Here is a 25,703-nt window from a genome sequence, read left to right as displayed (position 1 = left end):
CCCGCCATCCTTTCTCTTCCGAAGACAAGGTGTTTCCATGACCACGAATGCTGCAGGCATCGCGCGCGATGAAAAGCAGGCCGAACCCACCCGGCCCCAGGCTGCGCCCGCTCCGCGCAAGCCCTTGCATGTGCGCGCGCTCGGCTTTGCACGCAGCCGCATCGGCCGCGTGCTACACCGTATCGACTGCGCACTGCTGCCCTTGGCCACGGCAAGCCCGTTCTGCACCAAGATCTACTACCTGCTGTTCAATCCGGCGTTCACGCGCGAGCAGCACGCCACCTTGGCCGGCCGCTGGCACCACATCCGCCATGTGGCCTCGAGCGGGGTGGCTGCGGTGGTCGTTCGGCGCAACATCCATCGGCTGGAAAAGGGGCTGTGCATGGTGCCTGCCCGTGACCGCTTTGCGCTCGACTACATCGACGAAACACTCGTGGCCTTCGGCGATCTGCTGAAGGCGCCGCAACCGCACGAACACGCACTGATCCGGTATGCACACGATGTGCTGTGCGCCTACTTTGCTGCCACGCGCTGGGCTGCATCTGCGCCCCAGCCCAAGCGTTTCGAGCGGCTGAGCGCACAGGCCAGCGAGACGATTGGCGCCGGTGCGCCCGCCGTCCCCGCGGCCCAAGAGCAGCTGCCGCAGACCGATGTGAGCTATGCCCAGTTCCTGACGCTGACGCAACGCCGTGCGTCGGTGCGCAACTTCAAGCCGGTCGAAGTGCCGCGTGCGGCCATCGAGCATGCCGTCGCGGCCGCTGCGCAGGCACCATCTGCGTGCAACCGCCAGCCACTGCGCTACATCGCTGTCGCCGACAACCCGACCAAGTTGCAGCTGGCTCGCTTGCCGATGGGAACGGCCGGCTATGCAGAAGGCATCCCCTTGATGTTGGCGGTGGTCGGCGACCTCAGCGCCTACCCGTTCGAGCGCGACCGCCACATCATCTACATCGATGCCAGCCTGGCCAACATGCAGTTCATGCTGGCGCTGGAGACCCTGGGCCTGGCGTCTTGCTCCATCAACTGGCCCGACATGGAGGCCCGCGAACGCAAGGCGGCAGCGCTACTCAAGCTGGCACCCTACGAACGCGTCGTCATGCTGATGGCTGTCGGGTATCCCGATCCCACTGGATTGGTACCCCATTCCGAGAAGAAGAGCGTCCAGGAGATGCTGAGTTGGATGTGAAGCACGTTAAGCCGATCAACGTAGAAATCCTCGGCGTTTCGCCCCACAACAAGGGGGCCCTGTTGATGCTCGAGGCGATCCGGGAGAAGTTCCGGCAAGAATTTCCGAAGGCGCGCCTGGCGGTGCCGCTGACCTGGCCCGCCGACCAGCGGCTGAGCCTGGGCCTGCACTGCACCTTCCCGCGGGAGCGGGGCCGCTTGGACACCTCGCGTCTGAGCGAATTGCTGCCACAGCGGCTTCGCAAGGGCGTGGGCCTGCTGTCGCCCAGCGAGATCGATGTGGTGCTGGACGCATCCGGCTTTGCCTACGGTGACTACTGGGGCCTGCCGAAACTGCAAAGGCGCCTGCTGCGGGTTGCCGGCCCTTGGAAGACGGACTGCAAGACGCTGATCCTGCTGCCGCAAGCACTTGGCCCGTTCGATGGCCGGGGGATGGCCGCGGCGTGGCGCGAGGCGCAAGGCCGCGCCGACATGGTCTATGTGCGCGACCGGGCCTCGATGGCCTATGTGCATGCGGCAGGTGCCCAGGCCGGCAATGTGCGCCTGAGTCCGGATTTCACGAATCTGCTGCATCCGGCGTTACCGGAGCGACTGGCCGATGTGCAGGGGGCGTTCCTGCTGATCCCGAACGAGAAAGTGGTCGTCGGTCAGGATGCGGGCCGGCGCGCGGGCTACCTGGAGTTCCTGCGTGTCTGTGCGGAGCGCTTCCTCGCGACCGACCGCAAAGTCCTGCTGCTGGTCCACGAGGGCGGCGGTGACCGCCGGCTGGCGGGCGAACTCAATGCCTTGCTGTCCCGTCCCATCGACGTCGTCGACGAGCCTTCACCGCTCGTGACCAAGGCCATCATCGGCGCCGCGCATGCCACTGTGTCCTCGCGCTTTCATGGCCTCATCAGCGCACTGTCCGCTGCTGTTCCCTCCGCAGCTTGCGGCTGGACGCACAAGTACGGAGAGCTGATGTCCGACTATGGCTGCCCGGACTTCAACATCGATCTGTCCGACCAGAGCAGTTGGCCCCACAAGCTGGAGCTGCTGGTTCAGGCCGCGCAGGACAGTGCGGCGCGGGCGGCGTTGCGCAGCGCAGCGCAGCAGCAGCAGCAGCGCAGCGAAGAGATGTGGGCCGACATTTTTGGCCTGCTGCGGCGCAGGTACCCTGCTGCGGTATGACAGCGGTATGGTGAAGATCTCGGTCGTCATGCCGACCTACCGCGACTCGGCGGCGGCCGTCGCCACCGCTGCTTTGCTGCGCGTTCAACTGGGCGCGGCCGACGAACTGCTGATCGTGGACAACGGTTCGGGCGCCGAAGACCAGCAGGTGTGCGAAGCGTTCGCGCGCCAGCATCCAGGCGCTGCCATCCGGGTGCTGGTCTGCGGTACGCGCGGAAGCTACGCTGCGCGCAACATGGGCGCGGCACATGCAAGCGGCGACATTCTTGCGTTCACGGATGCGGGCTGTTTGCCATGTGCGGGCTGGCTGGAGGCGATCCGCGGCCACTTCGCCACGCACCAGGGCAGCCGTGTGGCCGGACCCATCGAGATGACCTACAAGTACTCGCCGCCCTCGCTCGTGGAGTTGGTCGACGCGCGCACGCATTTGAACCAGGGCCGCTATGTTGCCGAAGGCTGGGCGGCGACAGCCAACACCGCAATGCGGCGCACGGCATTTCTCGCGCTCGGAGGCTTTGACCAGCGCCTGCAGAGCGGGGGCGACTATGAGTTCGGCATTCGTGCGCGTGCGCATGGGCACGAGATGGGATGGTGCCCGGCTATGGTGGTCCAGCACGAGGCCCGCCACACCATGTACGAACTCATGAAGAAGCGCCGTCGCATCCGGCTCGGCCAGGCCCAGATCGCCGGCCTTACGGAGTTCTCCGCGCTGGTAGAGCGCGCCGCGCAGATGAATGGGCAAAGCCCCAGGAATGCCGTGCCAAGGACCTATCCGCCCATGAGCACGGCGCGTTGGCTGCTGGCCCGCCTGGCCTGCCGGCTGTTGCACCTGCACGAGCGCCATTCGAAGACAGCGAAGTGAGCCATGGTCCAGCCGATCGCTCCGGCTCCGAGTTGCCAGGCGGCGCATCGCCGAGCCTTGCCGCCGCCGTTTCCGGGTCCATGAAGCCCACGCCGCCAGTCGACCTGGCCGAGATCAAGAAGAAGTCCATCTGGGGCGGGCTGATGACCGTCGGCGCGAGAGCGGTGATCGTCCTCTTCAGCCTCGCCTCCACGGCGGTGCTGGCGCGCCTGCTGGCTCCCGAGGACTTCGGCGTGCTTGCCATGGTGATGTCCGTCGTGGGCTTCGTCGGGGTCTTCAAGGATTTCGGTCTCTCGGCCGCCGCCGTGCAGGCTGCGGAAAGTTTGACGCCCGCGCAGGCGAGCAACCTGTTCTGGCTCAATCTGGTGGCGGGCGCCCTGCTCACCATGCTGACCATAGCGGCCGCGCCGCTGATCGGCTGGGTATTCGGCCAACCCGCGCTGGTGCCCGTGACCATGTGCGTCGCCGTGTCCTTCGTGCTGGCCAGCCTGGGCAGCCAGCATGCGGCGACGCTGCAAAGACGGTTGCTGTTCAAACGCAAGGCGGTGGCAGACATCGCAGGTGCGTTGGTCAGCTTCGGCGCGTCGATCATGCTCGCGTTGCAGGGGTATTCATATTGGGCGCTGGTCTGGGGGACCATCGCGGGCACCTTGACCACGAGCTTGCTGTTGGTGACGCTGGCACCGCTGCGGATCCAGCGGCCTCGCCGTGGCCAGGGGGTGCGGCGCCTGCTGCGCTTCGGCGGCGACGTGACGGCCTTCGAGTTCATCAACTACTTCCACCGCAACCTGGACAACGTGCTGATCGGCCGCGTCTGGGGGGCCGATGCCTTGGGCCTGTACAGCCGCGCCTACCAGTTGCTGATGTTCCCGATCACCAACCTGCGCGCGCCCATCACCGCTGTCGCGTTCTCGGCCATGAGCCAGCTGCGCGGCGAGCCCGAGCAGTTCCGTGCCTACTACCGCAAGGTCAGTTTCCTGCTTGCATTGACCTCCATGCCGCTGGTGGCCTTCCTGGCGGTCGCGGCCGAGCAGGTCATTGGCCTCTTGCTCGGCCCCAGGTGGGGCGGCGCCGTGCCGATCTTCCAGGCCCTGGCCTTCGCTGCTTTCATCCAGCCCGTCGCCAGTCTGCGGGGCATGGTGGCGCTGTCGTCGGGCCGCTCGCGCGACTACCTGGTCCTGGGCGTCATGAATGCCGTGGTGGTCTGCCTTGCCTTCGTGGCCGGGCTGCGTTGGGGCCCCATGGGCGTGGCGATCAGCTACAGCATTGCGATCTATCTGCTGCTGTATCCCACGGTCAAACTGTCGTTCCGTACAACCACCATCAGGATGGCGGATTTCTGGGGGGCGATTGGGCAGCCTGCCTGTACGTCGGTGGTTGCAGTGGTCGCCGTGCTCGCCGTGGGCAACAGCGTGCTGATGAGCGAGGCCTCTTTGCTCTTGGGGCTGGGCCTCAAGTTGGGAACCTTTGCCACTGTCTGGCTCGCTGCCAACGCCTTGTGGCCGGGTGGATGGCAGGCCCTGCGCAACGTCCGCCAGCTGTTCCGTTCGCGACGCTAGGCGGCGTGCGCAGGCGCTTGCAGTGCGCCGTGTCCAGTCAGGTGGCGTTGCCGAAGAACTGCTGGCGGATCTCCGCGTTGACCCGGCGCAAGCGCTTGACGTCCTTGAGCAATTGCGCCGGCTTGCGCAAGGCATTGCGGTTCAGGAAGTACCTGCGGATGATGCCTGGAAACTGGCTGTGCGAGCCGGCCTGGCCCACGCGGTAGACGGCCCCCCGGAATGGCAGCGATTGCAGCGGTGTGCCGCGCTCGTCCAGGATGCGGTGCAAGCCGACATGGCTTCCCAGCATCGACTTGATGTATTCGGGCGTGGCATCCTCGAAGCGCTCTGGCAACTGGTAGAGATCGGTGCGGACGATGAGCGAGGTGCCGCAGACCTGGTTGAAGTCGTCATGCTCCAGCATCAGGTTGCCGCCGTCGCTCCATACATAGCCGCGGTCCACGGTCCAGCCGTTCGCTTCGGGGTGGCTGGCGGCGTGCCGGGCGATACCGGAACTGACGAAGTCGTCGTCGTCGACGATCATGAAGAAGCGGCTGTCACGCGCGCGCAGCATGCCGCTGAGCACGCGGCGCCCCTTGTCCAGCCGGAAGGCATCATGGAACTGCTCACGGCTTGCGGCCTTCTGCTGGTCGTGCATGTCGTTCGGCGGAAAGTGCACCCACTCGACCTCGAAGCGCTCGGGCAGGGGCGGCAGGTCGGAGCCTTCGTTGGCGACGATGATGCCGCGCCAGTCTCCGTGGGTCTGGCCAGCGATCGAGGCCATCGTCTGACGGATGTTGGATTTGAGAAGCGACCAGTCTCGTGCATTGGCGTAATGGCGCACCGGGATCAAAAAAGTGATGGCGGTCAAGATGCAACTCCTTGTTTGCTTGCCTTGGATTCTTGCTGCTGCGCCTGCGCGCGGGCCCACTCGAAGCCGTCGGCCAGCGAACTGGCACGGTAGGTGACGCTCTCTGCGCCAGGGAAGGCTTCCATGAAGCGTGTGATCTTGCCGTAGGAGTTGTCCAGGACGGCGTGCGGCAATCCCATCAGCGTGGAGATGATGTGCACATGCAGGCGGTCGGTGACGATGGCGCGCGCGCGAGAGAGTTGGCGCGTGCCGCGGCCCAGGCGCTGATTCGCTGCTGCATTGAGCTTGCCGAAACGCATCATGCTGCGGTCCAGCGTGGACAGCTGTGAAAGCCGGCCCAGAACCTTGGCCATCTTCACCGGCAGCCTGGGCTCGGTGATCCAGTCCTCGACGGGGCAATCGCCCAGCACGCTCAGGTCGCGCCCGCCGACCTTTTCCTTGTCTTCGCGCAGCATGGCCAGTACCGGCAGGTCGGGTTGGCCGGCCTGGATGGCGCCGATGCTGAAGGCCATGTCGGGGCACAGATGGACTTCGCAGTCAAAGCGCTTCTGCGCGAACTCGAGCGACTCCTGGTCGCGCACGAGCAGTACGAAGTTCTTGTGGGCTGCGATGGTGCGTGCCGTCAGTTCGACGCGCGCTGGATCGTTGTAGTGGATGGACTGCGGAAATTGGATGACGCGGCGGTGCTTGAAGCGTTGCAGGATGCGCTCGCGAAACTCCTGGTGCGAGAGCCAGATGTCGCCGAAGTTGCCCCCGCCGTGGATGAAGATGGGGCCCTGCGGAACCGCGCGTTCCAGCTCCTCTTCCGAGAAGTCCCAGACGGTGGAGGCGTAGCGCGGCTCCGTGTGGTGCTTGTTCTTCAGATAGGCGATTTCCCCGACCCAGATGGCCGAGTCGCCCACATTGCGGATGTCGGGAAAGTCGATCACGGCCAGCGGCTGGTCGCCGACCAACGGTGCAAGTACTGCATGGATCCGGTCCTGCATCTCTGCAATGTATTTCTGGTGAGAAGGGTGCGACATCTGTGTTCCGATCTGGGTCATCGGCTCGTTAGGAGACTTTGCGGCGCAGTTTGCCCAGCACCTTGCCGAGCAACTGCTTCAATTCTTGTTCGGGACCGGCCGGCTTGCGCGCGCCAATCCACATCAGCCATGTGCTGAGGCAGTAGCTGGCGACGGCCGAGGAGCCGATGACCAGCAAATGCATGGAGAGATCGTGCGCTCCATTCGCGGCAGGCAGGAGGTGGATCACGCCCAGCGTGACCACGACCATGACGGCCGCTCCGGTGAGCGCCCTGCGGTTGGCGCCAAACTGTGCCAGCACGCCGACGCCGATCAACTGGCGGACGACGAACATGTTGACGAGGGCGGCCAGCAGGCCGGTGAACACGCGCGAGAGCACCAGGCCTGCCATGCCGAAGTACAGCGTGGCGACGACGATCAGGGGCACGCGCACCAGCAGCATCTGCAGGCTGCGCATGAACAGCAGCCGCGTCTGTCCCTTGGCCATGCCGACCGAGTCGGCGGACGATCCCAGGGTCTGCAGCGCGTACACGGCTGCGAGCGCTTGCACGATCGCAATGGCCGGCACCCATTTTTCTCCCATCACCAGCCGGATCAACGGATCGGCCAGAAGCGCGGCGCCAATGCCAGCCGGCAGCGCTACCGCCGTGACCACGGCCTGGGCACGCTGGTAGGCCGCGGCCATACGAGCGTCGTCGTTCTGCATGCTGGCGAAGGCGGGAAAAAAGGTCTGGCGCAACGGGCCGGTGGTCTCCCGCGTCGGAATGGAGGCCAGCGTGCTGCCCATCGAGTAGTGCCCCAGGGCCGTGCTACCCAGGAGCTTGCCGACGAACAGTTGGTCGAAGCGCCAGTTCAATGTGTCGACGAAGCGTGCCGCCGTGATCCACAGCGAGAACGAAAAGAGCTCGCGCGCATGCGCGAAACGCACCCGCGGCAGGAACGGCAAGACCATGTAGGAAATGGCGACGTTAGCCAATTGCGTGACCACGATGCCGACCACCAATGCCCAATAGCTCTGGTAGAGATAGGCGACCAGGATGGAGGCAGCGACACCAGCCAGCTTCTGGCCGACGTTCAGCACGAACTCCTGCCAGAACACGAGCTGGCGCGTCAGCAGCACGCGGCGCGGATTGATCAGGCCGCTCAAGAAGATGCTACTGCCCAGGGCCAGCATGATGCCGACCAGCCGGGGATCGCCGTACAGTTGTGCAGCAGGTGTGGCGCCCGCGAGAAACAAGGCGCCGAGCACGGTACCGCGCAATGCATTGAGGGTCCAGGCGGTGTCGAAATGCTCACGTGTCGGATCGGCGTGACGCACCAGCGCCTGGGCCAGCGAGAGCTCCGTGACCTCCGTCACAAGCAGCATCAAGGTGGTGCCCAGTGCCACCAAGCCGAAGTCCTCTGGTGCCAGCAGCCGTGCCAGCACAAAGGTGCTGAGTATGGAAAGCGCGTTGATGATGACGCGCGCCAGGCTGAGCCAAGCCGTGCCCTTGACCAGGCGGTGTTTGATGTCGTTCACAAGTGCGGGAGCGATGGTTGCGCTGGGGGAAGCATCCCAGTTCCTGCTGCCGGGCGGCACGCACACGGCGGCTCGAGTTCCGTTGGAGGCAGGCCGGGGCGCACCGAGAGCACACGGCTGCGCAGCATCCCGGTTGCGTGGGCCGTGCCGCGATGGAGCACGTCAGCGCAGCCAATGATGGTGATCTGCATAGTGCACCCTCCCTGGGTACTTTTTTCGTTGCCGGTCCGCCCCGGCGATCGGAGCGGACAGATGGGCCATAGGGCCAACTGGCGTGCGGTTCGCCTAGACCTTAGAACAAACTCTCGCGCACGTAGATCACGTCGTTGGGCTGCAGCAAGTCAGTGAGCGTCGGGGTCGTCTGCTGGACCACGCCAGCCGCGTCTCGGCGGTGCAGGCGCAGCCGGGTCTCGCTGCCGCGGTTCGTCGGCCCGCCGCCCATCGCCAAGCCCTGCATGACCGTCATGCCGCGTTCGATGCGGTAGGGCCCGGAGCGTTGGGCCTCGCCGTAGATGTAGAACACCGGCGCACGGTGGACATACAGCGTGTCGTTGGGGGCCACCAGGACATTGTCGACCGCTTCATCTGCCAGGAACAGGCCCGGGATGTCGATCAGCTTGCGGAACGGCTTGCCGTCGCGCACCCCACTGAGGATGACGACGTCGTCACCCGTTGGCATCACGCCACCAGCCATCGCCAGCACATCGGTGACACGGGTGTTGGCGATCTCCAGCGGGAAGCGCCCAGCCCGGTGAACCTGCCCGAGCACGGAGACCAAGTTGCCGCGCACCTGGACCAACACGATGTTGACCTGCGGTTTCTGCAGGAAGCCTCCGGTCTGCAATGCAGTCGCGATCTTGGTTTCAGCATCGGAAATGCTCAGACCGCCGATGGCGATGCTGCCGATCAACGGAACAGTGACGTTGCCGGTCTCCGACACCCGGGTCTCGATGGTGAGTTCCGGGCTCTGGAAGACCAGGACGCGGATGGTGTCGCCTGCGCCGAGTCGGTAGTCGGTTGGCGGTGCATCCTGGGCAGTTGCGGGCCATGCCAGCAGCATGAGACAGCAGATCACGAACTGGTGAAACCAGCTGCGCAGCCAGAGCGGAGAGAGCATGGACGGTTGCATGTGTAGTCCGGTAGTCAGAATGCGAATTTCGCGTCGAAACGCGCAGTACGGTTGGTGTAGTTGTAGATGTCCAGGCTGGACCTGCGTTGCTCGTGTGCAAGGCTGGCGTCCAGCGTCAGGGCGTCGATGGGTTGCCATCGGATGCCGAGCAAGCCCAGACGGTTGCGGTCATCGCGGTCTTCTTCGGTGAAGCCTGCCAAGCTACCGCTGAAGCCCTGCTTCCCGTAAAGAAGAGAGGCAAACACGGTGGTACGCGCGCCAACCATCCAGTAGGGCGACACAGACAGATTGGTAACCGTGGTGTAGCTGGCGTTGTTCGCCGTGTAAGCCGAGATATCGCGGGCAAAGCGCAGTTGCACGCCGATCTTGCCCGTGGCGCTCCACTGCGCGGTGAGGTTGCCGCGCGGGCCCGAATAGTCCCGTGCGGGGAAGCCGGGGTGCTCTCGCTTGAGGTAAGACAGCGTTCCGGTCAGCCGGGTTTTTTCCGTGGCCGACCAGGACAACTGGAACTCGTGCTCAATTTGGTCGAACTCGGTCGGCGCCTGGCTGACACCTGGGACGCGGTTGTAGTAGTCGCCACGACCATCGAGCAGCCGGTAGCTGATGGAACTTCCCGAGGGAAAGAGCCGCCGAACGCCGAGGGCCACGTTGGTCAGACGGTTGTCTCCGTCCTGCGCCGTGGGCCGCTCGTTCTCCCGATGCCGTCGCGTCAAACCACCCAGCAGGCGCCAGTCGCGGCCGACTTCGTATTCGGCCGCCGCCCCGGTCGACGTGTCGGTGCGGATGTTGCGGTCGAAGCTGCGGTAGATGTCGAAAGTGTTGATGTCCTCGCTGCGTGTATGGCTCAAGGTGCCATGCAGGCGCGGCGTCACGCTCCAGTGCCAGATCGCACGGTAGTTCAACGCATTGAAATTCAGGTAGTCGTTGGCACGGTAGCGGTTGGCCACCACGCTGCCACCGAGTTCGAAGCGCTGCAGCGAGTAGCGCTTGTCGATCGCCATGGTGGCCGTCGTGATGTTCACGGTTTCGGACTGCGCATCGGTGTTCCGGCGGAACAGGTTGCTGTCGTACCGAACCGACTGAGATGCGCTGAATTTCAGCGCATCCAGCTCCTCTTCCTGCGCCAGCGCGTGGGCCGACCACAGCGCGAGCACGATCACCAGGCCTGGCGCGAAATGAACCCGTCTGCTCATGCGAGAAATCAATACGCCTTCGTGTCCTTGAACACCACGCCCACCGTGCGCGCGATGATGTACAGGTCCAGCCGCAACGACCAGTTGCGCAGGTAGTCCAGGTCGAACTCGATGCGGCGCTGCATGGATTCCAGATCGTCGCCGCCTCTGAAGCCATTGACCTGCGCCCAACCGGTGATGCCGGGGCGCACCTTGTGGCGGATCATGTAGCCGGAGATGAGCTTGCGGTACTGCTCGTTCACGGCGATGGCGTGCGGCCGCGGGCCGACCACGCTCATGCGTCCCTGCAGCACGTTGATGAACTGCGGCAACTCGTCCAGCGAGGTCTTGCGGATGAAGGCGCCGATCTTGGTCACGCGCGCATCGCCCCGCTTGACCTGTGTGTAGCTCTTCTCGCCGTCTTCGGTCACCGTCATCGAGCGGAACTTGTAGACCATGATCTCCTTGCCGTCCAGACCGTAGCGGCGCTGCTTGAAGATGATGGGGCCGGGAGAGGTCAGCTTGATGCCGACGGCCACCGCCAGCATGATCGGCGCGATCAGCAGCAGGATCACGGAGGCCAGCAGGATGTCCCAGCCACGCTTGACCAGGCCGGTCGTGCCGCGGAAAGGGGTCTCGCAGACCGAGATCACGGGCGTGCCGCACACCGACGCGCTGCGGCCCTGGATCAGGTCCGTCACGAACATGTCGGGCACGAAATAGATCGAGGCCGTGGTGTCCTTCAGGCCGTCGAGCACCTGCAGGATGCGCGGCTGCGATGCCATGGGCAAGGACAGATAGATCATCTGCACGTTGTTCGCCTTGACATAGGCCGGCAAGGCGGCAAGGCGGTCGATCAGGCCAAAGCCCATCGGGGCGTTCAGGCGGTGCAGTTCGCGGTCGTCGAAGAAACCGGACACTTCGATCTGGGAATACGGGGTTTCGCGGATGCGGCGTGCCAGCGCCACCCCTTGGGTGTTCATGCCGACGATCACGGCTTTGCGCGGCGGTCCGCGCAGGGCCAGGATGGCGGGTGCTGCCAGGCGCAGGGCACGGTGGGCGGCGATTTGCGACACGGGCGCCAGCCACAGCCACATGAGCAGCGCGCCCACGGGGAAGTGGCGGTTGTACCCGGTGGCCACCCCCATCACCATCAGCAGCGCGGCGATGGCCGCCCAGTTGATGAGCGTCTGCGTGACCAGCTTGCGCAACGACGAGCGGATCTGCGTCGTGCCCGGGAATGTCATCGCGAACACGATGACGGACAGGATCAGGTACTCGGGCCGCAGGCTACCCGTGTGGTACAGCCCGACCCCCCACAGCGACAGCACCAGCATGCCGGGATCGAGCAGCGATTCGATGAAGCTGAGGGGGTGGTCCTTGCCCAGGCTGCCGCCGCCGACGACTTCGGGTGCAGTCTTGGCCTGTGTCAAGGGAATGGGAGAGCTATCCATGGGCGTAGTGACTGTTCTTCAGCCGTGACACCGCTTGGGCGCGGTTGTAGACGTCCAGCTTCTTGAAGATGCGTTGCAGGTGGTTTTTGACGGTGAAGGCGCTGATGTCCAGGATAGTGCCGATCTCCTGGTTGGTCTTGCCCATTTCGACCCATTGCATGATCTGCAACTCACGGCCCGTCATGCCGTTGTCGGGTACTGCGCTGTCCGGTCCGTGGCGCGAGATGGTGATCTGCGCAGGCGCTCCGCAAGCGCTGCCTTGCGTGATGATCTTGGAGGGCAGGGCGGTCTGGCGCATGGCCATGTCGATGTGGGGCAGCAGCGCCGTCATCGCAGCGGCGCAGGTCTTTTCGGGGATCGCCTCGCGGCTCAGCACGACATACAGGCAATCCTGTTCAGCGCGCAGGTCGCGCAGGCCATGCACCATGGCCGAGCGCATGGCCGGGACCGACGAATGGAGCAACTCCTGCTGTGGCGCGAGCCCGAGAAGGCCGTTGATGCGCTGGGCAGGGGTCACGTAGGGCTGTTTGTTCGCGGCGGACCAGTTGGCAAACAGTTCTTGCAACTGAGAAACCAGGGCGGACATATTGGCCTGCGCCGTCCGCACGCCGCGCAGTGGAGAGACGATGTCGTGGCCGATGGCTCCGCGCTGGAAATCACCCCAGGCGGCGACCAGGATGTCGTGCGGCATGAAGTGCTGGACGCCACCGCGTAGCCAATGGACCAAATCGAGATGCGTGCGGATGTGCGTGACTTCTGCCAGCACATCGAAGCAGCGCCCGCGATCTGCGATGGATAAATTGCTCAGAAATGACATTCACATCCTCGGGGAAGGCCAGTCGATCGGAAACGCAACCACACTGCCGCTTTCTGCGTGCTTCGAAATGGTGCATTTTCTTGAATGTCCCCCGGCCTTGTCCTCTGCATTAGCCAGTTTGATGCCTGTCCATGTCTGTCTGATGGCATCTCATTCATAGGCCAAATTGTCATGTTGACGACAAATATTCCGGGTTGACTCACCCCGGTCAATGCCTGGTTGGCAGGCCGCCAAATTCGGGAAATTCTGCGCTGACAGATTGTCGACGCGGTGCTCGGTAGGCAGGGATGTTAGCGGCACTCTGCAACAGAGCAACTTTCAAGCCATCAGGAAATGTAACAGCGTCCGGCCTCGCTGGCGGTTCCGACGCGTTGGCCCGATCTGCAGGGCTGCTCAACCGTGGATGCCTTCCCGCCATGACAACACGGCCCGCTCGACCAGGCTGTGCGTCTCCTGATAGACCGATTCGTGCTTGAGGTAGGGATCGGCAATGGCCGTCCCGAGCCAGTGCCCCAGCATGCGAGCCTTGTCCGGAGCTTGGGGATCGACCTGGGCGAGCTGGCGGACGTGGGCCTTCTCCATCACCAGGATCAGGTCGGCCCACCAGAGCAGGGTGCGGTTGATCTGCTGCGCACGGTGCCGTTCCAGCTCTTGCACAAGGCGGGGCTGCCCGCGCGCAACATACAGCACGGTTTCGTCTGCGGGTTTGCCGACGAGCGCGCGTGTTCCGGCGGATTGCACCTGCGTTCTCTCTCCTCGGCCATCCGCTTGCAATTGCAGGCGCAACAGGGCTTCGGCCAGCGGGCTGCGGCAGACATTGCCGGTGCATACGACAAGAATACGTTCGTACATGAGAGACCGCGCGGGGGCCGTTAAGCGGCGGATCGTGCCAGAAAGTCCTGGTACGAACGGGCGATGCCTTCTTCCAGGCCGACGCGCGGTTGCCAGCCCATGGTATGGAGTTGGCTGGAGTCCATCAGCTTGCGCGGCGTGCCGTCGGGCTTGCTGTGGTCGTAGACGATGCGCCCGGAGAAGCCTACGGTCCGCATGACCATGTCGGCCAGCGCGGCAATGCTGACGTCGGCGCCGGCCCCAACGTTGATCAACGGGCCATCGAAGCCACGCTCCATGAGGAACACGCAGGCGTCGGCCAGGTCGTCCACGTAGAGGAACTCGCGCAGCGGCGTGCCCGTGCCCCAGACCACGTACTCGGCATCGCCGCGCAGCTTGGCCTCGTGGGCCTTGCGGATCAGCGCCGGCAGCACGTGGCTGTTGGCCAGGTCGTAGTGGTCGTTGGGGCCGTACAGGTTGGTCGGCATGGCGCTGGTGTACTGGCGCCCGTACTGGGCGTTGTAGGCCTCGCACATCTTGATGCCGGCGATCTTGGCGATCGCGTAAGGCTCGTTGGTGGGCTCCAGCAGGCCGGTCAGCAGATGGTCTTCCCGGATCGGTTGCGGGGCGAGCTTGGGGTAGATGCAGCTGGAGCCCAGAAACATCAACCGCTGCACGCCCGCCAGGTGCGCGCCGTGGATCAGGTTGTTCTGGATGCTGAGGTTCTGGTAGAGGAATTCGGCCCGGTAGGTGTTGTTGGCCTGGATGCCACCGACCTTGGCTGCGGCGATGAACACGTAGTCCGGCCGGTGCGCTGCGAGGTAGGCGTGCACGGCGGCCTGGTCCTGCAGATCGAGTTCGGCGCGCGCTGGCGCGAGGATCCGGCCGTAGCCGCCGGCCTGCAGGCGGCGCACGATGGCCGAGCCCACCATGCCATTGGCACCGGCCACCAGGATGGTGGCGTTGCGGCCGATCGGTGTGGCGGCCGTGTTCATTCGTGGTGGTCGTAGGCCGTGAAGCCGGCAAGCCGCACCAGCGCGTCGCGCTTGGCGTCGGTGTAGTCGGCCTGCACCATTTCGGCCACCAGCTCCTTGAGCGTGGTTCTGGGGCTCCAGCCGAGCTTGCGCTTGGCCTTGCCCGGGTCGCCGAGCAGGGTGTCGACCTCGGTCGGGCGGAAGTAGCGCGGGTCGACCTTCACGATCACATCGCCGACCTTGCACTTGGCCTGCTTGCCGTGGACTGCGGCAACGATGCCGCGTTCATCGACCCCCGTGCCTTCCCAGCGCATGGTGATGCCGAGCTCGCCGGCCGCGAACTCCACGAACTGGCGCACGCTGTACTGCACGCCGGTGGCGATGACGAAGTCTTCCGGCTGCTCCTGTTGCAGCATCAGCCACTGCATCTCGACGTAGTCGCGCGCATGGCCCCAGTCGCGCAGCGAGTCCAGGTTGCCCAGGTACAGGCAATCCTGCAGGCCCAGTGCGATGCGCGCGGCAGCGCGCGTGATCTTGCGCGTGACGAAGGTCTCGCCGCGCAGCGGGCTTTCGTGGTTGAACAGGATGCCGTTGCAGGCGTACATCCCATAGGCCTCGCGGTAGTTCACCGTGATCCAGAAGGCGTACATCTTGGCCACGGCATAGGGGCTGCGCGGGTAGAAAGGCGTGGTCTCCTTCTGCGGCGTTTCCTGCACCAGGCCGTAGAGCTCGCTCGTGGAGGCCTGGTAGAAGCGTGTCTTTTTTTCCAGCCCCAGGATGCGGATGGCCTCGAGCAGCCGCAGCGTGCCGAGGCCATCGGCGTTGGCCGTGTACTCGGGCATCTCGAAACTCACGGCCACGTGGCTCATGGCGGCCAGGTTGTAGATCTCGTCGGGCTGCACCTGCTGGATGATGCGGATCAGGTTGGTGCTGTCCGTGAGGTCGCCGTAATGCAGCACCATGTTGCGGTGCTCCACATGCGGATCCTGGTACAGATGGTCGATCCGGTCGGTGTTGAACAGCGAGGCGCGCCGCTTGATGCCATGCACCTCGTAGCCCTTGTGCAGCAGCAGTTCGGCCAGGTAGGCGCCATCCTGGCCAGTGATGCCGGTGATGAGGGCAACTTTTTTCATGAGGGTCGTCAAAGGGTCCGCAGGAGAGGGCGCCAGCGTATGTGCCGGCGGGGCGGGTGGAAGTATCGCAGTGTGGGACGGGGCGCCGGAACGCGCAGTTACACTGCGCCCCGTTTCACCGAATCGTCATATTTTTGACACCCTCCCCCAGGATCTGCGCATGCTGTTCGGCAAGCTGATGCCACGTGATGGCAACTTTTTCGAGATGTTCAACCAGCATGCCGACCGCATCGTGGAGGCGGCCCGTGCCTTCTCGCAGCTGGTGGCCAATTACCACGATGCACACCTGCGTGAGCAGTACAACCGCGATGTGGACAACGCCGAGCGGGCCGCCGACCGTGTGACGCAGGAGGTCAACCGCACGCTGCACAAGACCTTCATCACGCCGATCGACCGCGAGCAGATCCACTCGCTGATCAACTGCATGGACGACGTGGCCGACCTGCTGCAGGACGCGGCCGAGACCATGGCGCTGTACGACGTGCGCAGCATGACGGACGAAATCCGCCGCCTGACCGAGCTGTGCATGAAGTGTTGCGAGCGCGTGAAGGATGCGGTCAAGCTGCTCGCCAACATCGGTGACCCGGCGACCGCCGAGGCCGCGCTCAAGACCTGCGAAGAGATCGACCGCCTGGAATCCGACGCCGACCGCGTGATGCGCTCGGCCATGAGCAAGCTGTTCCGCGAGGAGCCGGACGTGCGCGAGCTGATCAAGCTCAAGGCCATCTACGAGCTGCTGGAGACGGTCACCGACAAGTGCGAGGACGTGGCCAATCTGATCGAGGGCATCGTCCTCGAGAACTCCTGATCCGGGCAGCGCGCGATGGCTTCTGTGCAGGTGGCCCTGTGGGTCGTGGTGCTGCTGGTCACCCTGGCGTTGGTGTTCGACTTCATGAACGGCTTCCACGACGCGGCGAACTCGATCGCGACCGTGGTATCGACGGGCGTGCTCAAGCCCGGGCAGGCCGTGGTATTCGCCGCGTTCTTCAACTTCGTCGCCATCTTCGTGTTCCACCTGAGTGTGGCGGCCACCGTGGGCAAGGGCATCGCCGAACCGGGCGTGGTGGATGTGCACGTGGTGTTCGGTGCGCTGATTGGCGCCATCTCGTGGAACCTGATCACCTGGTACTACGGCATCCCGAGCAGTTCCTCGCATGCACTGATCGGCGGCATCGTGGGCGCCGTGATGGCCAAGACCGGCGCGTCGGGCCTGGTCGGCAGCGGCATCGCCAAGACGGTGGCTTTCATCTTCGTATCGCCGCTGCTGGGCTTCGCGCTGGGCTCGCTGATGCTCGTGATCGTGGCTTGGATCTTCCGGCGTGCCACACCCTCGCGCGTGGACCGCTGGTTTCGCCGGCTTCAGCTGGTCTCGGCCGGCGCCTACAGCCTGGGCCACGGTGGCAACGATGCGCAAAAGACCATCGGCATCATCTGGCTGCTGCTGATCGCCACGGGCTATGCCTCGGCCGGTGATGCGTCGCCGCCGACCTGGACCATCATCAGCTGCTACGTGGCGATCGCGGCAGGCACCATGTTCGGCGGCTGGCGCATCGTCAAGACCATGGGCCAGAAGATCACCAAGCTCAAGCCGGTGGGCGGCTTCTGCGCTGAGACTGGCGGGGCGCTGACACTGTTCATGGCCACGGTGCTGGGCGTGCCGGTGTCGACCACGCACACCATCACGGGCGCCATCGTCGGCGTGGGCTCCACGCGCCGCGCCAGCGCGGTGCGCTGGGGCGTGGCGGGCAACATCGTGTGGGCCTGGATCTTCACGATCCCGGCCAGCGCCTTTGTGGCGGCGATCGCCTACTGGATCAGTTTCCGCGTGTTCTGACGCACTGGATGGCCTTCACACTGAGGTGCTGAGCACCATGGGGCGGCACCGGCGGTGCTGTGCTCACTGCGAGATCTTGCGCGCCTCTTCGATCTGGTATTCGAAGTAGCGCTGGAAGCTGAAGGCCAGGCTGGCCATCAGCACGCCGGTGCCCAGCAGCAGTGCGGCGGCGATGCCGATCACGGTGATCCAGTTGGTGTTGCCGGCCGGCGCTTCGGGCGCGGCCGCCGTGTTGAAGGCAGCGTTCCACTTCTCGGGCGTGCGCAGGCCGTAGACGATGGCGGTCAGCGCGCTGGCCGCGATCGACACGCCCAGCAACGGAATCAACATCCAGCTCCAGTGGTCGTCCTGGCCGAACTGCTGCACGCGCTCGATGCCGTACAGGCCCAGTGCCGTCGGCAATGGGTAGAGCCAGCCCCACAGATCACCCAGGCCGCGCAAGTAGAAGCGGTGCAGGCCCAGCGGGCCACCCAGCAGGGCCAGCCAGGTGGCCAGGGTCTTGTTCTTGGTCTTGCGCATCGCTTCAGACCGGCGGCTGGCTGTCACCCACGCCCAGGGCTTTTTCCATGAGCACGATGTCGAGCCAGCGCTCGAATTTCCAGCCGCACGAGCGGATCACGCCGACCTGTTCGAAGCCCAGCGCGCGGTGCACGCCGACGGAGCCGGCGTTGGCCGAGTCGCCGATCACGGCGATGAGCTTGCGCACGCCGCACGCTTCGGCCTCGCCGGCCAGTGCCGTCAGCAACTGGCGGCCCAGGCCGCGGCCGGCGGCCTCGGGAGCGAGGTAGATCGAGTCCTCGGCCGAAAACCTGTAGGCCGGGCGCGGCTTGAACCAGGTGCAGTAGGCAAAGCCCAGCACACAGCCGTCTTCCTCTGCCACGAGGTAGGGCAGGCCCTTGGCCAGCACGTCGGCGCGGCGCGCTGCCATGTCTTGTGCAGTGGGCGGATCGATCTCGAAGGTGCCGGTGCCGTGCAGCACGTGGTGGGTGTAGATGGCGGCGATGGCCGCGACGTCGGCGTCGGTACTGGGGCGGATGCTGGGCATGTGGAAAGAAAAAGCAACTGTGCAGGCTATAATCGCGGGCTTTTCAGCGTGTCGCTGGCCGGGTGGCCACAAGCGCGTGTCTCAGCGCTGAATCTGAAAAATGAATCTGGCCCACCGGTGCTATCTAGCTGGCAGGCCGACCCCTTGAGGATAAATCATGGTTGTCATCCGGCTTTCCCGCGGCGGTGCTAAGGCCCGTCCCTTCTTCAACATCGTCGTTGCCGACAAGCGCGTGCGCCGTGACGGCCGCTTCATCGAGCGCATCGGTTTCTACAACCCGACCGCCAAGGCCAACGAAGAGAGCATCCGCATCGCCCAGGACCGCCTGAGCTACTGGCGCAGCGTCGGTGCCCAGGCATCGCCCACGGTCGAGCGTCTGGTGGCCCAGGCCGCTGCCGCCGCACCGGCCGCTGCTCCCGTAGCGGCTGCCTGAGTTGGCAGGCCTGCTGATGTTGCAGGCTCTCGATCCGGCGCCCCTGCCGGACGATGCGGTCGAAGTGGCACGCGTCGTTGGCGGTTGGGGTGTCAAGGGCTGGCTCAAGCTGCTGCCCCATAGCGCCCAACCCGAGGCGCTTTTTTCATCCAAGCGCTGGTATCTGCAAGCCTCCGAGCGCGGCCCCAAGGCCTTCGAGGGCACGCTGCTGCTGAAGGTGCGTGAGGCGCGCGAGCATTCCGGCGCTGTGGTGGCCCAGGTGCAGGACATCGCAGACAAGGATGTGGCCGACGCGCTCAAGGGCGCGCGCATCTTCGTTTCGCGTTCCAGCTTCCCGAGTGCCGCAACGGACGAGTACTACTGGGTCGATCTGATCGGCCTCGACGTGGTGAACCGCGAAGGCGTGGCGTTGGGCCAGGTGCGCGAGTTGCTGTCCACCGGCCCGCAGACCGTGCTGGTCATGGAGCAGCCTGGCGCAGAGGGCGAGAAGCCTGTCGAGCGCATGGTTCCTTTCGTCTCGGCCTTCGTCGACAAGGTCGATCTGCCCGGCCGCTGCATCACGGTGGACTGGCAGCCCGACTACTGATCGGGTCTGCTGGAGAGGCCATGCGCTTCGACGTCATCACGCTGTTTCCCGAACTGTTCGCGCCCTTCCTGGCCAGCGGCGTCACGCGGCGCGCCTACGCCTCGGGCCAGGTCGACGTGCGGTTGTGGAATCCGCGCGACCAGGCCGAGGGCAATTACAAGCGCGTGGACGACAAGGCCTTCGGTGGCGGCCCGGGCATGGTCATGCTGGCCGAGCCACTGGCGCGTTGCCTGGATGCGATCCTGGCAGAGCGCGGCGCGGGCACGCCCGTCGTGCTGTTCGCGCCCGTGGGCGCGCCGCTCAACCACACAGCCGTGGCTGGTTGGGCGGAAGGCGAGGGCGCCGTGCTGCTGTGCGGTCGCTACGAGGGCATCGACCAGCGCCTGGTCGACCGCTACGTGACGCACAGCATCAGCCTGGGCGATTTCGTGCTGTCGGGCGGCGAGGTTGCCGCGATGGCTCTGCTGGACGCCGTGGCGCGGCTGCAGCCTGGGGTGCTCAACGACGCCGAGAGCCACCAGTTCGACAGCTTTCACCCGGCCCTGGACGGGCTGCTCGATTGCCCGCACTACACGCGGCCGGAGGAATGGCGTGGTGCGCCCGTGCCGGAAGTGTTGCTGTCGGGCCACCACAGCCGGATCGCCCGCTGGCGCCGCGATGTGCAACTGCGGTTGACGGCCGAGCGCCGGCCCGATCTGCTGGCCACGGCACGTGCGGCCGGGCGCCTGGATGCCGCCGATGAGGCCGCACTGGCGCAATCCGAATCGCGCGGGCTATAATCTCGGGTTTTTCGGATCCTCTGTCCGCTGCCTTTTGCAATGTCGCAAGGGGCTCCGTCCCGGCGATGGCTTTTTCTGGCCTTTCTGCGCGACACCCGAGCGTGAGCAAGATCCTGTGGAAGAACCATGAACCTCATCCAAATCCTCGAGCAGGAAGAAATTGCCCGTCTGGGCAAGAAGATCCCTGAATTCGCACCCGGCGACACCGTGATCGTCAGCGTCAACGTGGTCGAAGGCACGCGCAAGCGTGTCCAGGCTTACGAAGGCGTGGTCATCGCCAAGCGCAACCGTGGCCTGAACAGCGGCTTCACCGTGCGCAAGATCTCCAGCGGCGAAGGCGTGGAACGCACGTTCCAGACCTACAGCCCGCTGATCGCCGGCATCGAAGTCAAGCGCCGCGGTGACGTGCGCCGTGCCAAGCTGTACTACCTGCGCGAGCGCAGCGGCAAGTCGGCACGCATCAAGGAAAAGCTGGTGCTCAAGGCCCCCAAGGCCGCTGCAGCAGCCCAGTAATCCGCACGGCCTTTCGGTCCGTCAAGCCGCCACCTGCTTCGCGCGTGGCGGCTTTTTGTTTTTTGGCTCCTGTCGGTCTTCCTTGTTGCGAGTGCCTGTGTCCGATCTGCCGCTGACGCCGCTGTCCAAGATCCCCAATTTCGATCCGCGTCACGCCCCGTCGCTGGGCGCGGATGTGCACCTGCCTGCAGTGCCGCTGGCGCGCCTGGGCGCAGAGGCCCTGCGCGAGCGCTTCCGTTCGCCGCCGGTCTGGGAGCCGGAGGTGCGGGCCGAGCCGCGGTTCACCGACCGTGCGCCGGCCCGCGCCGCGGTGCTGGTGCCGGTGGTGGCGCGCGAGGCCGGGCCAACCTTGCTCTTGACCGAGCGTTCGCTGCAACTGGCCAACCATTCCGGGCAGGTCGCGTTTCCCGGCGGGCGCATCGACGCCACCGACGCCGATGCCAACGCGGCCGCATTGCGCGAAGCCGAAGAGGAAGTCGGGCTGGACCGATCCCATGTGGAGATCATCGGCGCGCTGTCGAACTACGTGACGGGCACGGCCTTCGTCGTGACTCCGGTGGTGGCTCTGGTGCGCCCGGGTTTTGCCCTCGCTCTGAATGCCGGCGAAGTGGCTGAGGCCTTCGAGGTTCCGTTGGCCTTTCTGATGGATCCGGCCAACCACCACCGCCACATGCTGGAGTGGCAGGGCGCGCGGCGCGAGTGGTTCTCGATGCCGTTTCGCGACGGTGAGACCGAACGTTTCATCTGGGGCGCGACGGCCGGCATGCTGCGCAACCTGTACCGCTTCCTGTCGGCGTGAGCCCGTGCGCCCGTCGCCTATGATGGCCGCCCCATGAGCTTCTTCGCCATCTTCTGTGCGCTGCTGCTCGAGCAGGTGCGGCCGCTGGCCCGCGACAACGCCATCCACGGCTGGTTGCGCGCCTGGGTGCGCTGGAGCAGCGACAACTTCGACGCGGGCAAATCCCTGCACGGCTGGACCAGCTGGGCCCTGGCGGTGCTGCTGCCCACCTGCGTGGCGCTCGGCGTGTACTGGATGCTGGCGCACTGGATCGGCTGGCCCGCGGCCGTGCTGTGGAACGTGGTGGTGCTGTATGGCACGCTGGGCTTTCGGCAGTTCAGCCACCACTTCACCGAAATCCGCAATGCGCTGGAGGCCGGCGACGAACTGCAGGCGCGCGAGCACCTCGCTGCCTGGCAACGTGTGGATGCGAGCGAGTTGCCGCGCCGCGAGATCGTGCGCCACGTGATCGAATATTCGGTGCTGGCGGCGCACCGCCACGTGTTCGGCGTGCTGGTCTGGTTCGCGGTGCTGGCGGCGCTCGGCCTGGGGCCAGCTGGCGCGGTGTTCTACCGGATGGCGGAGTTCGTCTCGCGCTACTGGCGCTACCGCGCCAATCCGCAGAACCAATCGGCAAGCGCCGCCCTGCAACAGGTGGCGGGGGCTGCCTGGACGGTGGTGGACTGGCTGCCCGCCCGTGCCACGGCACTGGGCTTTGCCATCGTCGGCAGCTTCGAGGACGCCATCGACAGCTGGCGGCACCACGCTCAGCAGTTCCCCAATGACAACGACGGCGTGATCCTGGCCGCCACCTCCGGTGCGGTGAATGTGCGGCTGGGTGGCGAGGCGCTCAAGGCCAAGCCGGTGTCCAGCGCGCTGCAGCCATTCGAGGCGGGGCTGCAGCCGCCACAGGACTCGGCATCCACGCCCGGCCGTGAGCCGGAACTGGCGCACCTGCGCAGCGTCGTCGGCCTGGTGTGGCGCACCGTCGTGCTGCTGCTGGGCTTGCTGGCGCTGCTGACTTTGGCGCGCCTGCTGGGATGAGCTTCACGAGCCCGCACCTGGCTGCACTGGCGCCCTACACGCCAGGCGAGCAGCCGGCCATCGAAGGCCTGGTCAAGCTCAACACCAACGAGAACCCGTATCCGCCGTCGCCGCGCGTCGTGGCCGCGATCGAAGGCGCGGCGCGCGCGGGGTTGCAGCTGTATCCTGACCCAGAGTCGCGCGCATTGCGCGCCGTGATCGCGCGCCACCACGGTGTAGCGCCCGAGCAGGTGTTCGTGGGCAACGGCTCGGACGAGGTGCTGGCGCTGGCCTTCGACGCCTTCTTTTGCCACGCCGGCCAGCCGCTGCTGCTGCCCGACGTGAGCTACAGCTTCTACCAATCGGTCTGCCGCTGGCTGGACGTGGCCGTGCGCCAGGTGCCGCTGGACGAAGGCCTGCGCGTGGAGCTGGCCGCTTTCGAGGCCACGCGCGGCGAGGCGGTGGCCGGCATGGTCATCGCCAATCCAAACGCGCCAACCGGCATCGCGCTGCCGCTCCACGCGCTGGAGCGGCTGGCGCAGATCCATCCGCAGCGCGTGCTGCTGGTCGACGAGGCCTATGTGGACTTCGGGGCGGAGTCCGCCACGGCGCTGGTGGCGCGTCATCCGAACGTGCTCGTGGTGCAGACGCTGTCCAAGTCGCGCGCGCTGGCAGGCCTGCGCGTGGGTTGGGCCATCGGCCAGGCGCCGTTGGTCGATGCGCTCACGCGCGTGAAGAACAGCTTCAACGCCTACCCGCTGGACCGATTGGTGCAGGCCGGAGCCATCGCGGCCTTCGAGGACCAGGCGTATTTCGAGCGCCAGCGCGATGCAGTGGTGCATTGCCGCGAAGGCTTGTTGCTGCAGCTGGAAGACCTGGGCTTTGCGGTGCTGCCCTCGCAGGCCAACTTCGTGTTCGCGCGCCATTCTGCGCACGAGGCCGCGCAGCTGGCGGCGGCGCTGCGGGCGCGCAAGGTGCTGGTGCGGCATTTCGCGCAGCCACGCATCGACCAGTACCTGCGCATCAGCGTGGGCACGCCGCGGCAGTGCGAGCAGCTGCTGCAGGCACTGGCCGCCTGCCTGCTGGGCTGAAGGTTCAGTCGCGCAGCGCCTGCGCGTGGTGGGTGAAATGCTCGCCCAAAAAGCTTGCAATGAAGTAGTAGCTGTGGTCGTAGCCTGGCTGCAGCCGCAGCAGGAGCGGGTGACCGGCCGTACCGCAGGCGGCCTGCAGCAACTGGGGCTGCAGCTGTCCCGCCAGGAACTCGTCGGCGTCGCCCTGGTCGATGAGCAGCGGCAGCCGTTCGCTAGCGCCTTTGACCAGTTCGACCGTGTCCCAGGCGGCCCAACTGGCGCGGTCCGAACCCAGGTAGGCCGTGAGCGCCTTCTGGCCCCAGGGCACTTGCGAGGGGGCGACGATGGGCGAGAAGGCCGAGACGCTTTTGTAGCGGCCTGGATGGCGCAGCGCCGTGACCAGCGCGCCGTGGCCGCCCATGGAGTGACCGGAGATGCCGCGCGCCGCGCTGGCGGGGAAATGCTGCTCGACCAGCGCTGGCAGTTCCTGCGCCACGTAGTCCTGCATGCGGTAGTGCGCCGCCCAGGGTTCCTGCGTGGCGTTGAGGTAGAAGCCCGCGCCCTGGCCCAGGTCGTAGGCCGGGTCGTTGGCCACGGCCTCGCCGCGCGGGCTGGTGTCGGGCACGACGACGATCAGGCCATGGCGCGCGGCATGTTCCTGCGCGCCGGCCTTGGTGATGAAGTTCTGCTCGGTACAGGTCAGACCCGAGAGCCAGTACAGCACGGAGCATTTCTCGCCGGCCAGGGCCTGTGCGGGCAGGTAGATGCCGAAGCGCATCTCGGTGCCGGTGCTGGTGGAGGCGTGCTTCCAGACCTCCTGTCGGCCGCCGAAGCTGGCGTGGCTCTCGACCCGTTCCATCAGTAGTGCACCACCGAGCGGATCGACTTGCCTTCGTGCATGAGGTCGAAGGCCTCGTTGATGCCCGTGAGCGGCATGGTGTGCGTGACGAACGGGGCCAACTGGATGTCGCCCTTCATCGCGTCCTCGACCATGCCCGGCAATTGGCTGCGGCCCTTGACGCCGCCGAAGGCCGTGCCCAGCCACTTGCGGCCCGTGACCAGTTGGAACGGCCGCGTGGAAATCTCCTGGCCCGCACCCGCCACGCCGATGATGACGGACTGGCCCCAGCCGCGGTGCGCGCATTCCAGTGCCGCGCGCATCACATGGGTGTTGCCGATGCACTCGAAGGAATGGTCCACGCCCCAGCCCGTCATCTCGACGATGACCTGCTGGATGGGCTTGTCGAAGTCCTTGGGATTCACGCAGTCGGTGGCACCGAAGGTCCTGGCCAGATCGAACTTGGAGGGATTGGTGTCGACCGCGATGATGCGGCCGGCCTTGGCCTTCCGCGCGCCCTGCACCACGGCCAGGCCGATGCCGCCCAGGCCGAACACGGCGACCGTGTCGCCGTCCTGCACCTTGGCCGTGTTCCAGACCGCGCCCAGGCCGGTCGTCACGCCGCAGCCCAGCAGGCAGACCTGCTCGGGGTTGGCCTGCGGGTTGATCTTGGCCAGCGAGACGGCGGCAACCACGGTGTATTCGCTGAAGGTGGAGCAGCCCATGTAGTGGTAGATGGGCTGGCCGTTGTACGAGAAGCGCGTGGTGCCGTCGGGCATCACGCCCTTGCCTTGCGTGGCGCGCACGGACACGCACAGGTTGGTCTTGCCGCTCTTGCAGAACAGGCATTCGCCGCATTCGGCCGTGTACAGCGGGATCACGTGGTCGCCGGGCTGCACGCTGGTGACGCCTTCGCCGACCTCGACCACGATGCCAGCGCCCTCGTGGCCCAGTACGGCGGGGAACAGGCCTTCCGGGTCGTCGCCCGACAGTGTGAAGGCATCGGTGTGGCAGACGCCGGTGTGGGTGATCCTGACCAGCACCTCGCCCTTTTGCGGCGGGGCGACGTCGATCTCGACGATCTGCAGCGGTTCTCCGGCCTTGAAGGCGACGGCGGCGCGGGATTTCAT

The 25,703-nt window shown here is 65.7% G+C and carries 27 protein-coding genes; 13 read left to right on the top strand and 14 right to left on the bottom strand.

What is annotated here, in order from left to right:
• The first annotated feature begins 37 nt into the window (after positions 1 to 37).
• The 4 genes from ACSQ4M_RS31205 (at position 38) to ACSQ4M_RS31190 (ending at position 4,773) form a co-directional block, all read left to right on the top strand.
• Positions 38 to 1,186 carry a nitroreductase family protein gene (locus ACSQ4M_RS31205; RefSeq protein ID WP_436193241.1) on the top strand — a complete coding sequence of 383 codons (1,149 nt, stop codon included), beginning with the start codon at positions 38 to 40 and terminating at the stop codon, positions 1,184 to 1,186.
• Positions 1,183 to 2,352 (top strand): polysaccharide pyruvyl transferase family protein, encoded by a 1,170-nt coding sequence (locus ACSQ4M_RS31200; RefSeq protein ID WP_436194095.1) that lies wholly within the window; start codon positions 1,183 to 1,185, stop codon positions 2,350 to 2,352. The genes ACSQ4M_RS31205 and ACSQ4M_RS31200 overlap by 4 nt, the downstream gene beginning before the upstream one ends.
• 28 nt (positions 2,353 to 2,380) lie before the next feature.
• The gene (locus ACSQ4M_RS31195; protein ID WP_436193240.1) at positions 2,381 to 3,214 is read left to right on the top strand and encodes a glycosyltransferase; all 834 of its coding nucleotides are present in this window, start codon (positions 2,381 to 2,383) and stop codon (positions 3,212 to 3,214) included.
• An 80-nt stretch (positions 3,215 to 3,294) separates the two neighbouring features.
• The gene (locus tag ACSQ4M_RS31190) at positions 3,295 to 4,773 is read left to right on the top strand and encodes a lipopolysaccharide biosynthesis protein (protein WP_436193239.1); all 1,479 of its coding nucleotides are present in this window, start codon (positions 3,295 to 3,297) and stop codon (positions 4,771 to 4,773) included.
• Between the two features lie 37 nt (positions 4,774 to 4,810).
• On the opposite strand, the gene ACSQ4M_RS31185 is transcribed toward ACSQ4M_RS31190, so the two are convergent.
• The 10 genes from ACSQ4M_RS31185 to gmd form a co-directional block, all read right to left on the bottom strand.
• Positions 4,811 to 5,536 (bottom strand): galactosyl transferase, encoded by a 726-nt coding sequence (locus tag ACSQ4M_RS31185; protein ID WP_436193238.1) that lies wholly within the window; start codon positions 5,534 to 5,536, stop codon positions 4,811 to 4,813.
• Between the two features lie 83 nt (positions 5,537 to 5,619).
• Positions 5,620 to 6,645: a polysaccharide pyruvyl transferase family protein gene (locus ACSQ4M_RS31180; protein ID WP_436193237.1), complete on the bottom strand. Its 1,026-nt coding sequence runs from the start codon at positions 6,643 to 6,645 to the stop codon at positions 5,620 to 5,622.
• A gap of 28 nt (positions 6,646 to 6,673) precedes the next feature.
• Positions 6,674 to 8,164: a lipopolysaccharide biosynthesis protein gene (locus tag ACSQ4M_RS31175; RefSeq protein ID WP_436193236.1), complete on the bottom strand. Its 1,491-nt coding sequence runs from the start codon at positions 8,162 to 8,164 to the stop codon at positions 6,674 to 6,676.
• Positions 8,165 to 8,456: 292 nt separating this feature from the next.
• Entirely contained in the window at positions 8,457 to 9,281 is an 825-nt protein-coding gene (gene epsE / locus ACSQ4M_RS31170; RefSeq protein WP_436193235.1) for a polysaccharide export protein EpsE, read from the bottom strand.
• Positions 9,282 to 9,307: 26 nt separating this feature from the next.
• Positions 9,308 to 10,486, bottom strand: coding sequence for an XrtB/PEP-CTERM-associated polysaccharide biosynthesis outer membrane protein EpsL (epsL, locus tag ACSQ4M_RS31165; protein ID WP_436193234.1), 1,179 nt, complete (start codon positions 10,484 to 10,486; stop codon positions 9,308 to 9,310).
• Positions 10,487 to 10,494: 8 nt separating this feature from the next.
• Positions 10,495 to 11,919 (bottom strand): undecaprenyl-phosphate glucose phosphotransferase, encoded by a 1,425-nt coding sequence (locus tag ACSQ4M_RS31160; protein WP_436193233.1) that lies wholly within the window; start codon positions 11,917 to 11,919, stop codon positions 10,495 to 10,497.
• Complete coding sequence (gene epsA / locus ACSQ4M_RS31155) at positions 11,912 to 12,736, bottom strand: XrtB/PEP-CTERM-associated transcriptional regulator EpsA (RefSeq protein WP_436193232.1); 825 nt, start codon at positions 12,734 to 12,736, stop codon at positions 11,912 to 11,914. Before epsA ends, ACSQ4M_RS31160 begins: the two co-directional genes overlap by 8 nt.
• 393 nt (positions 12,737 to 13,129) lie before the next feature.
• Positions 13,130 to 13,588: a low molecular weight protein-tyrosine-phosphatase gene (locus ACSQ4M_RS31150; protein WP_436193231.1), complete on the bottom strand. Its 459-nt coding sequence runs from the start codon at positions 13,586 to 13,588 to the stop codon at positions 13,130 to 13,132.
• Positions 13,589 to 13,608: 20 nt separating this feature from the next.
• Entirely contained in the window at positions 13,609 to 14,562 is a 954-nt protein-coding gene (locus tag ACSQ4M_RS31145) for a GDP-L-fucose synthase family protein (protein ID WP_436193230.1), read from the bottom strand.
• Positions 14,559 to 15,674, bottom strand: coding sequence for a GDP-mannose 4,6-dehydratase (gmd, locus tag ACSQ4M_RS31140; protein ID WP_436193229.1), 1,116 nt, complete (start codon positions 15,672 to 15,674; stop codon positions 14,559 to 14,561). The genes ACSQ4M_RS31145 and gmd overlap by 4 nt, the downstream gene beginning before the upstream one ends.
• Positions 15,675 to 15,834: 160 nt before the next feature.
• Here gmd and ACSQ4M_RS31135 point away from each other — a divergent pair, with 160 nt between their 5' ends.
• Complete coding sequence (locus tag ACSQ4M_RS31135) at positions 15,835 to 16,482, top strand: DUF47 domain-containing protein (protein WP_436193228.1); 648 nt, start codon at positions 15,835 to 15,837, stop codon at positions 16,480 to 16,482.
• A 15-nt stretch (positions 16,483 to 16,497) separates the two neighbouring features.
• Positions 16,498 to 17,508: an anion permease gene (locus ACSQ4M_RS31130; RefSeq protein WP_436193227.1), complete on the top strand. Its 1,011-nt coding sequence runs from the start codon at positions 16,498 to 16,500 to the stop codon at positions 17,506 to 17,508.
• Positions 17,509 to 17,571: 63 nt separating this feature from the next.
• Here ACSQ4M_RS31130 and ACSQ4M_RS31125 read toward each other — a convergent pair whose 3' ends face one another.
• Together ACSQ4M_RS31125 and ACSQ4M_RS31120 are read right to left on the bottom strand one after the other, a co-directional pair.
• Positions 17,572 to 18,027 carry a hypothetical protein gene (locus tag ACSQ4M_RS31125; RefSeq protein ID WP_436193226.1) on the bottom strand — a complete coding sequence of 152 codons (456 nt, stop codon included), beginning with the start codon at positions 18,025 to 18,027 and terminating at the stop codon, positions 17,572 to 17,574.
• Positions 18,028 to 18,031: 4 nt separating this feature from the next.
• Positions 18,032 to 18,553 (bottom strand): N-acetyltransferase family protein, encoded by a 522-nt coding sequence (locus ACSQ4M_RS31120; protein ID WP_436193225.1) that lies wholly within the window; start codon positions 18,551 to 18,553, stop codon positions 18,032 to 18,034.
• A 157-nt stretch (positions 18,554 to 18,710) separates the two neighbouring features.
• On the opposite strand from ACSQ4M_RS31120, the gene rpsP reads away from it, so the two are divergent.
• The 7 genes from rpsP to hisC all read left to right on the top strand — a co-directional run bounded on the left by rpsP (position 18,711) and on the right by hisC (position 23,756).
• Positions 18,711 to 18,986, top strand: coding sequence for a 30S ribosomal protein S16 (gene rpsP / locus ACSQ4M_RS31115; protein WP_436193224.1), 276 nt, complete (start codon positions 18,711 to 18,713; stop codon positions 18,984 to 18,986).
• A 16-nt stretch (positions 18,987 to 19,002) separates the two neighbouring features.
• Positions 19,003 to 19,572: a ribosome maturation factor RimM gene (rimM, locus tag ACSQ4M_RS31110; RefSeq protein ID WP_436193223.1), complete on the top strand. Its 570-nt coding sequence runs from the start codon at positions 19,003 to 19,005 to the stop codon at positions 19,570 to 19,572.
• Between the two features lie 20 nt (positions 19,573 to 19,592).
• Positions 19,593 to 20,351 carry a tRNA (guanosine(37)-N1)-methyltransferase TrmD gene (gene trmD, locus ACSQ4M_RS31105; protein ID WP_436193222.1) on the top strand — a complete coding sequence of 253 codons (759 nt, stop codon included), beginning with the start codon at positions 19,593 to 19,595 and terminating at the stop codon, positions 20,349 to 20,351.
• A 126-nt stretch (positions 20,352 to 20,477) separates the two neighbouring features.
• Positions 20,478 to 20,864, top strand: a complete 387-nt coding sequence (gene rplS / locus ACSQ4M_RS31100; protein WP_056656603.1) for a 50S ribosomal protein L19 — start codon at positions 20,478 to 20,480, stop codon at positions 20,862 to 20,864.
• 97 nt (positions 20,865 to 20,961) lie between these two features.
• Positions 20,962 to 21,663, top strand: coding sequence for a CoA pyrophosphatase (locus tag ACSQ4M_RS31095; RefSeq protein ID WP_436193221.1), 702 nt, complete (start codon positions 20,962 to 20,964; stop codon positions 21,661 to 21,663).
• Positions 21,664 to 21,696: 33 nt separating this feature from the next.
• Positions 21,697 to 22,686, top strand: coding sequence for a CobD/CbiB family protein (locus ACSQ4M_RS31090; protein WP_436193220.1), 990 nt, complete (start codon positions 21,697 to 21,699; stop codon positions 22,684 to 22,686).
• Positions 22,683 to 23,756, top strand: a complete 1,074-nt coding sequence (gene hisC, locus ACSQ4M_RS31085) for a histidinol-phosphate transaminase (protein WP_436193219.1) — start codon at positions 22,683 to 22,685, stop codon at positions 23,754 to 23,756. The genes ACSQ4M_RS31090 and hisC overlap by 4 nt, the downstream gene beginning before the upstream one ends.
• 4 nt (positions 23,757 to 23,760) lie before the next feature.
• Here the strand turns inward: hisC and fghA are convergent, their stop codons facing one another.
• Positions 23,761 to 24,594: an S-formylglutathione hydrolase gene (fghA, locus tag ACSQ4M_RS31080; protein ID WP_436193218.1), complete on the bottom strand. Its 834-nt coding sequence runs from the start codon at positions 24,592 to 24,594 to the stop codon at positions 23,761 to 23,763.
• Entirely contained in the window at positions 24,594 to 25,703 is a 1,110-nt protein-coding gene (locus tag ACSQ4M_RS31075; RefSeq protein ID WP_436193217.1) for an S-(hydroxymethyl)glutathione dehydrogenase/class III alcohol dehydrogenase, read from the bottom strand. The genes fghA and ACSQ4M_RS31075 overlap by 1 nt, the downstream gene beginning before the upstream one ends.

Origin of the sequence: Pseudorhodoferax sp. LjRoot39 (assembly GCF_964253035.1) — a bacterium.
Taxonomy (GTDB): Bacteria; Pseudomonadota; Gammaproteobacteria; order Burkholderiales; family Burkholderiaceae_C; genus Pseudorhodoferax.
This window is presented reverse-complemented; position numbering and strand designations above follow the sequence as displayed.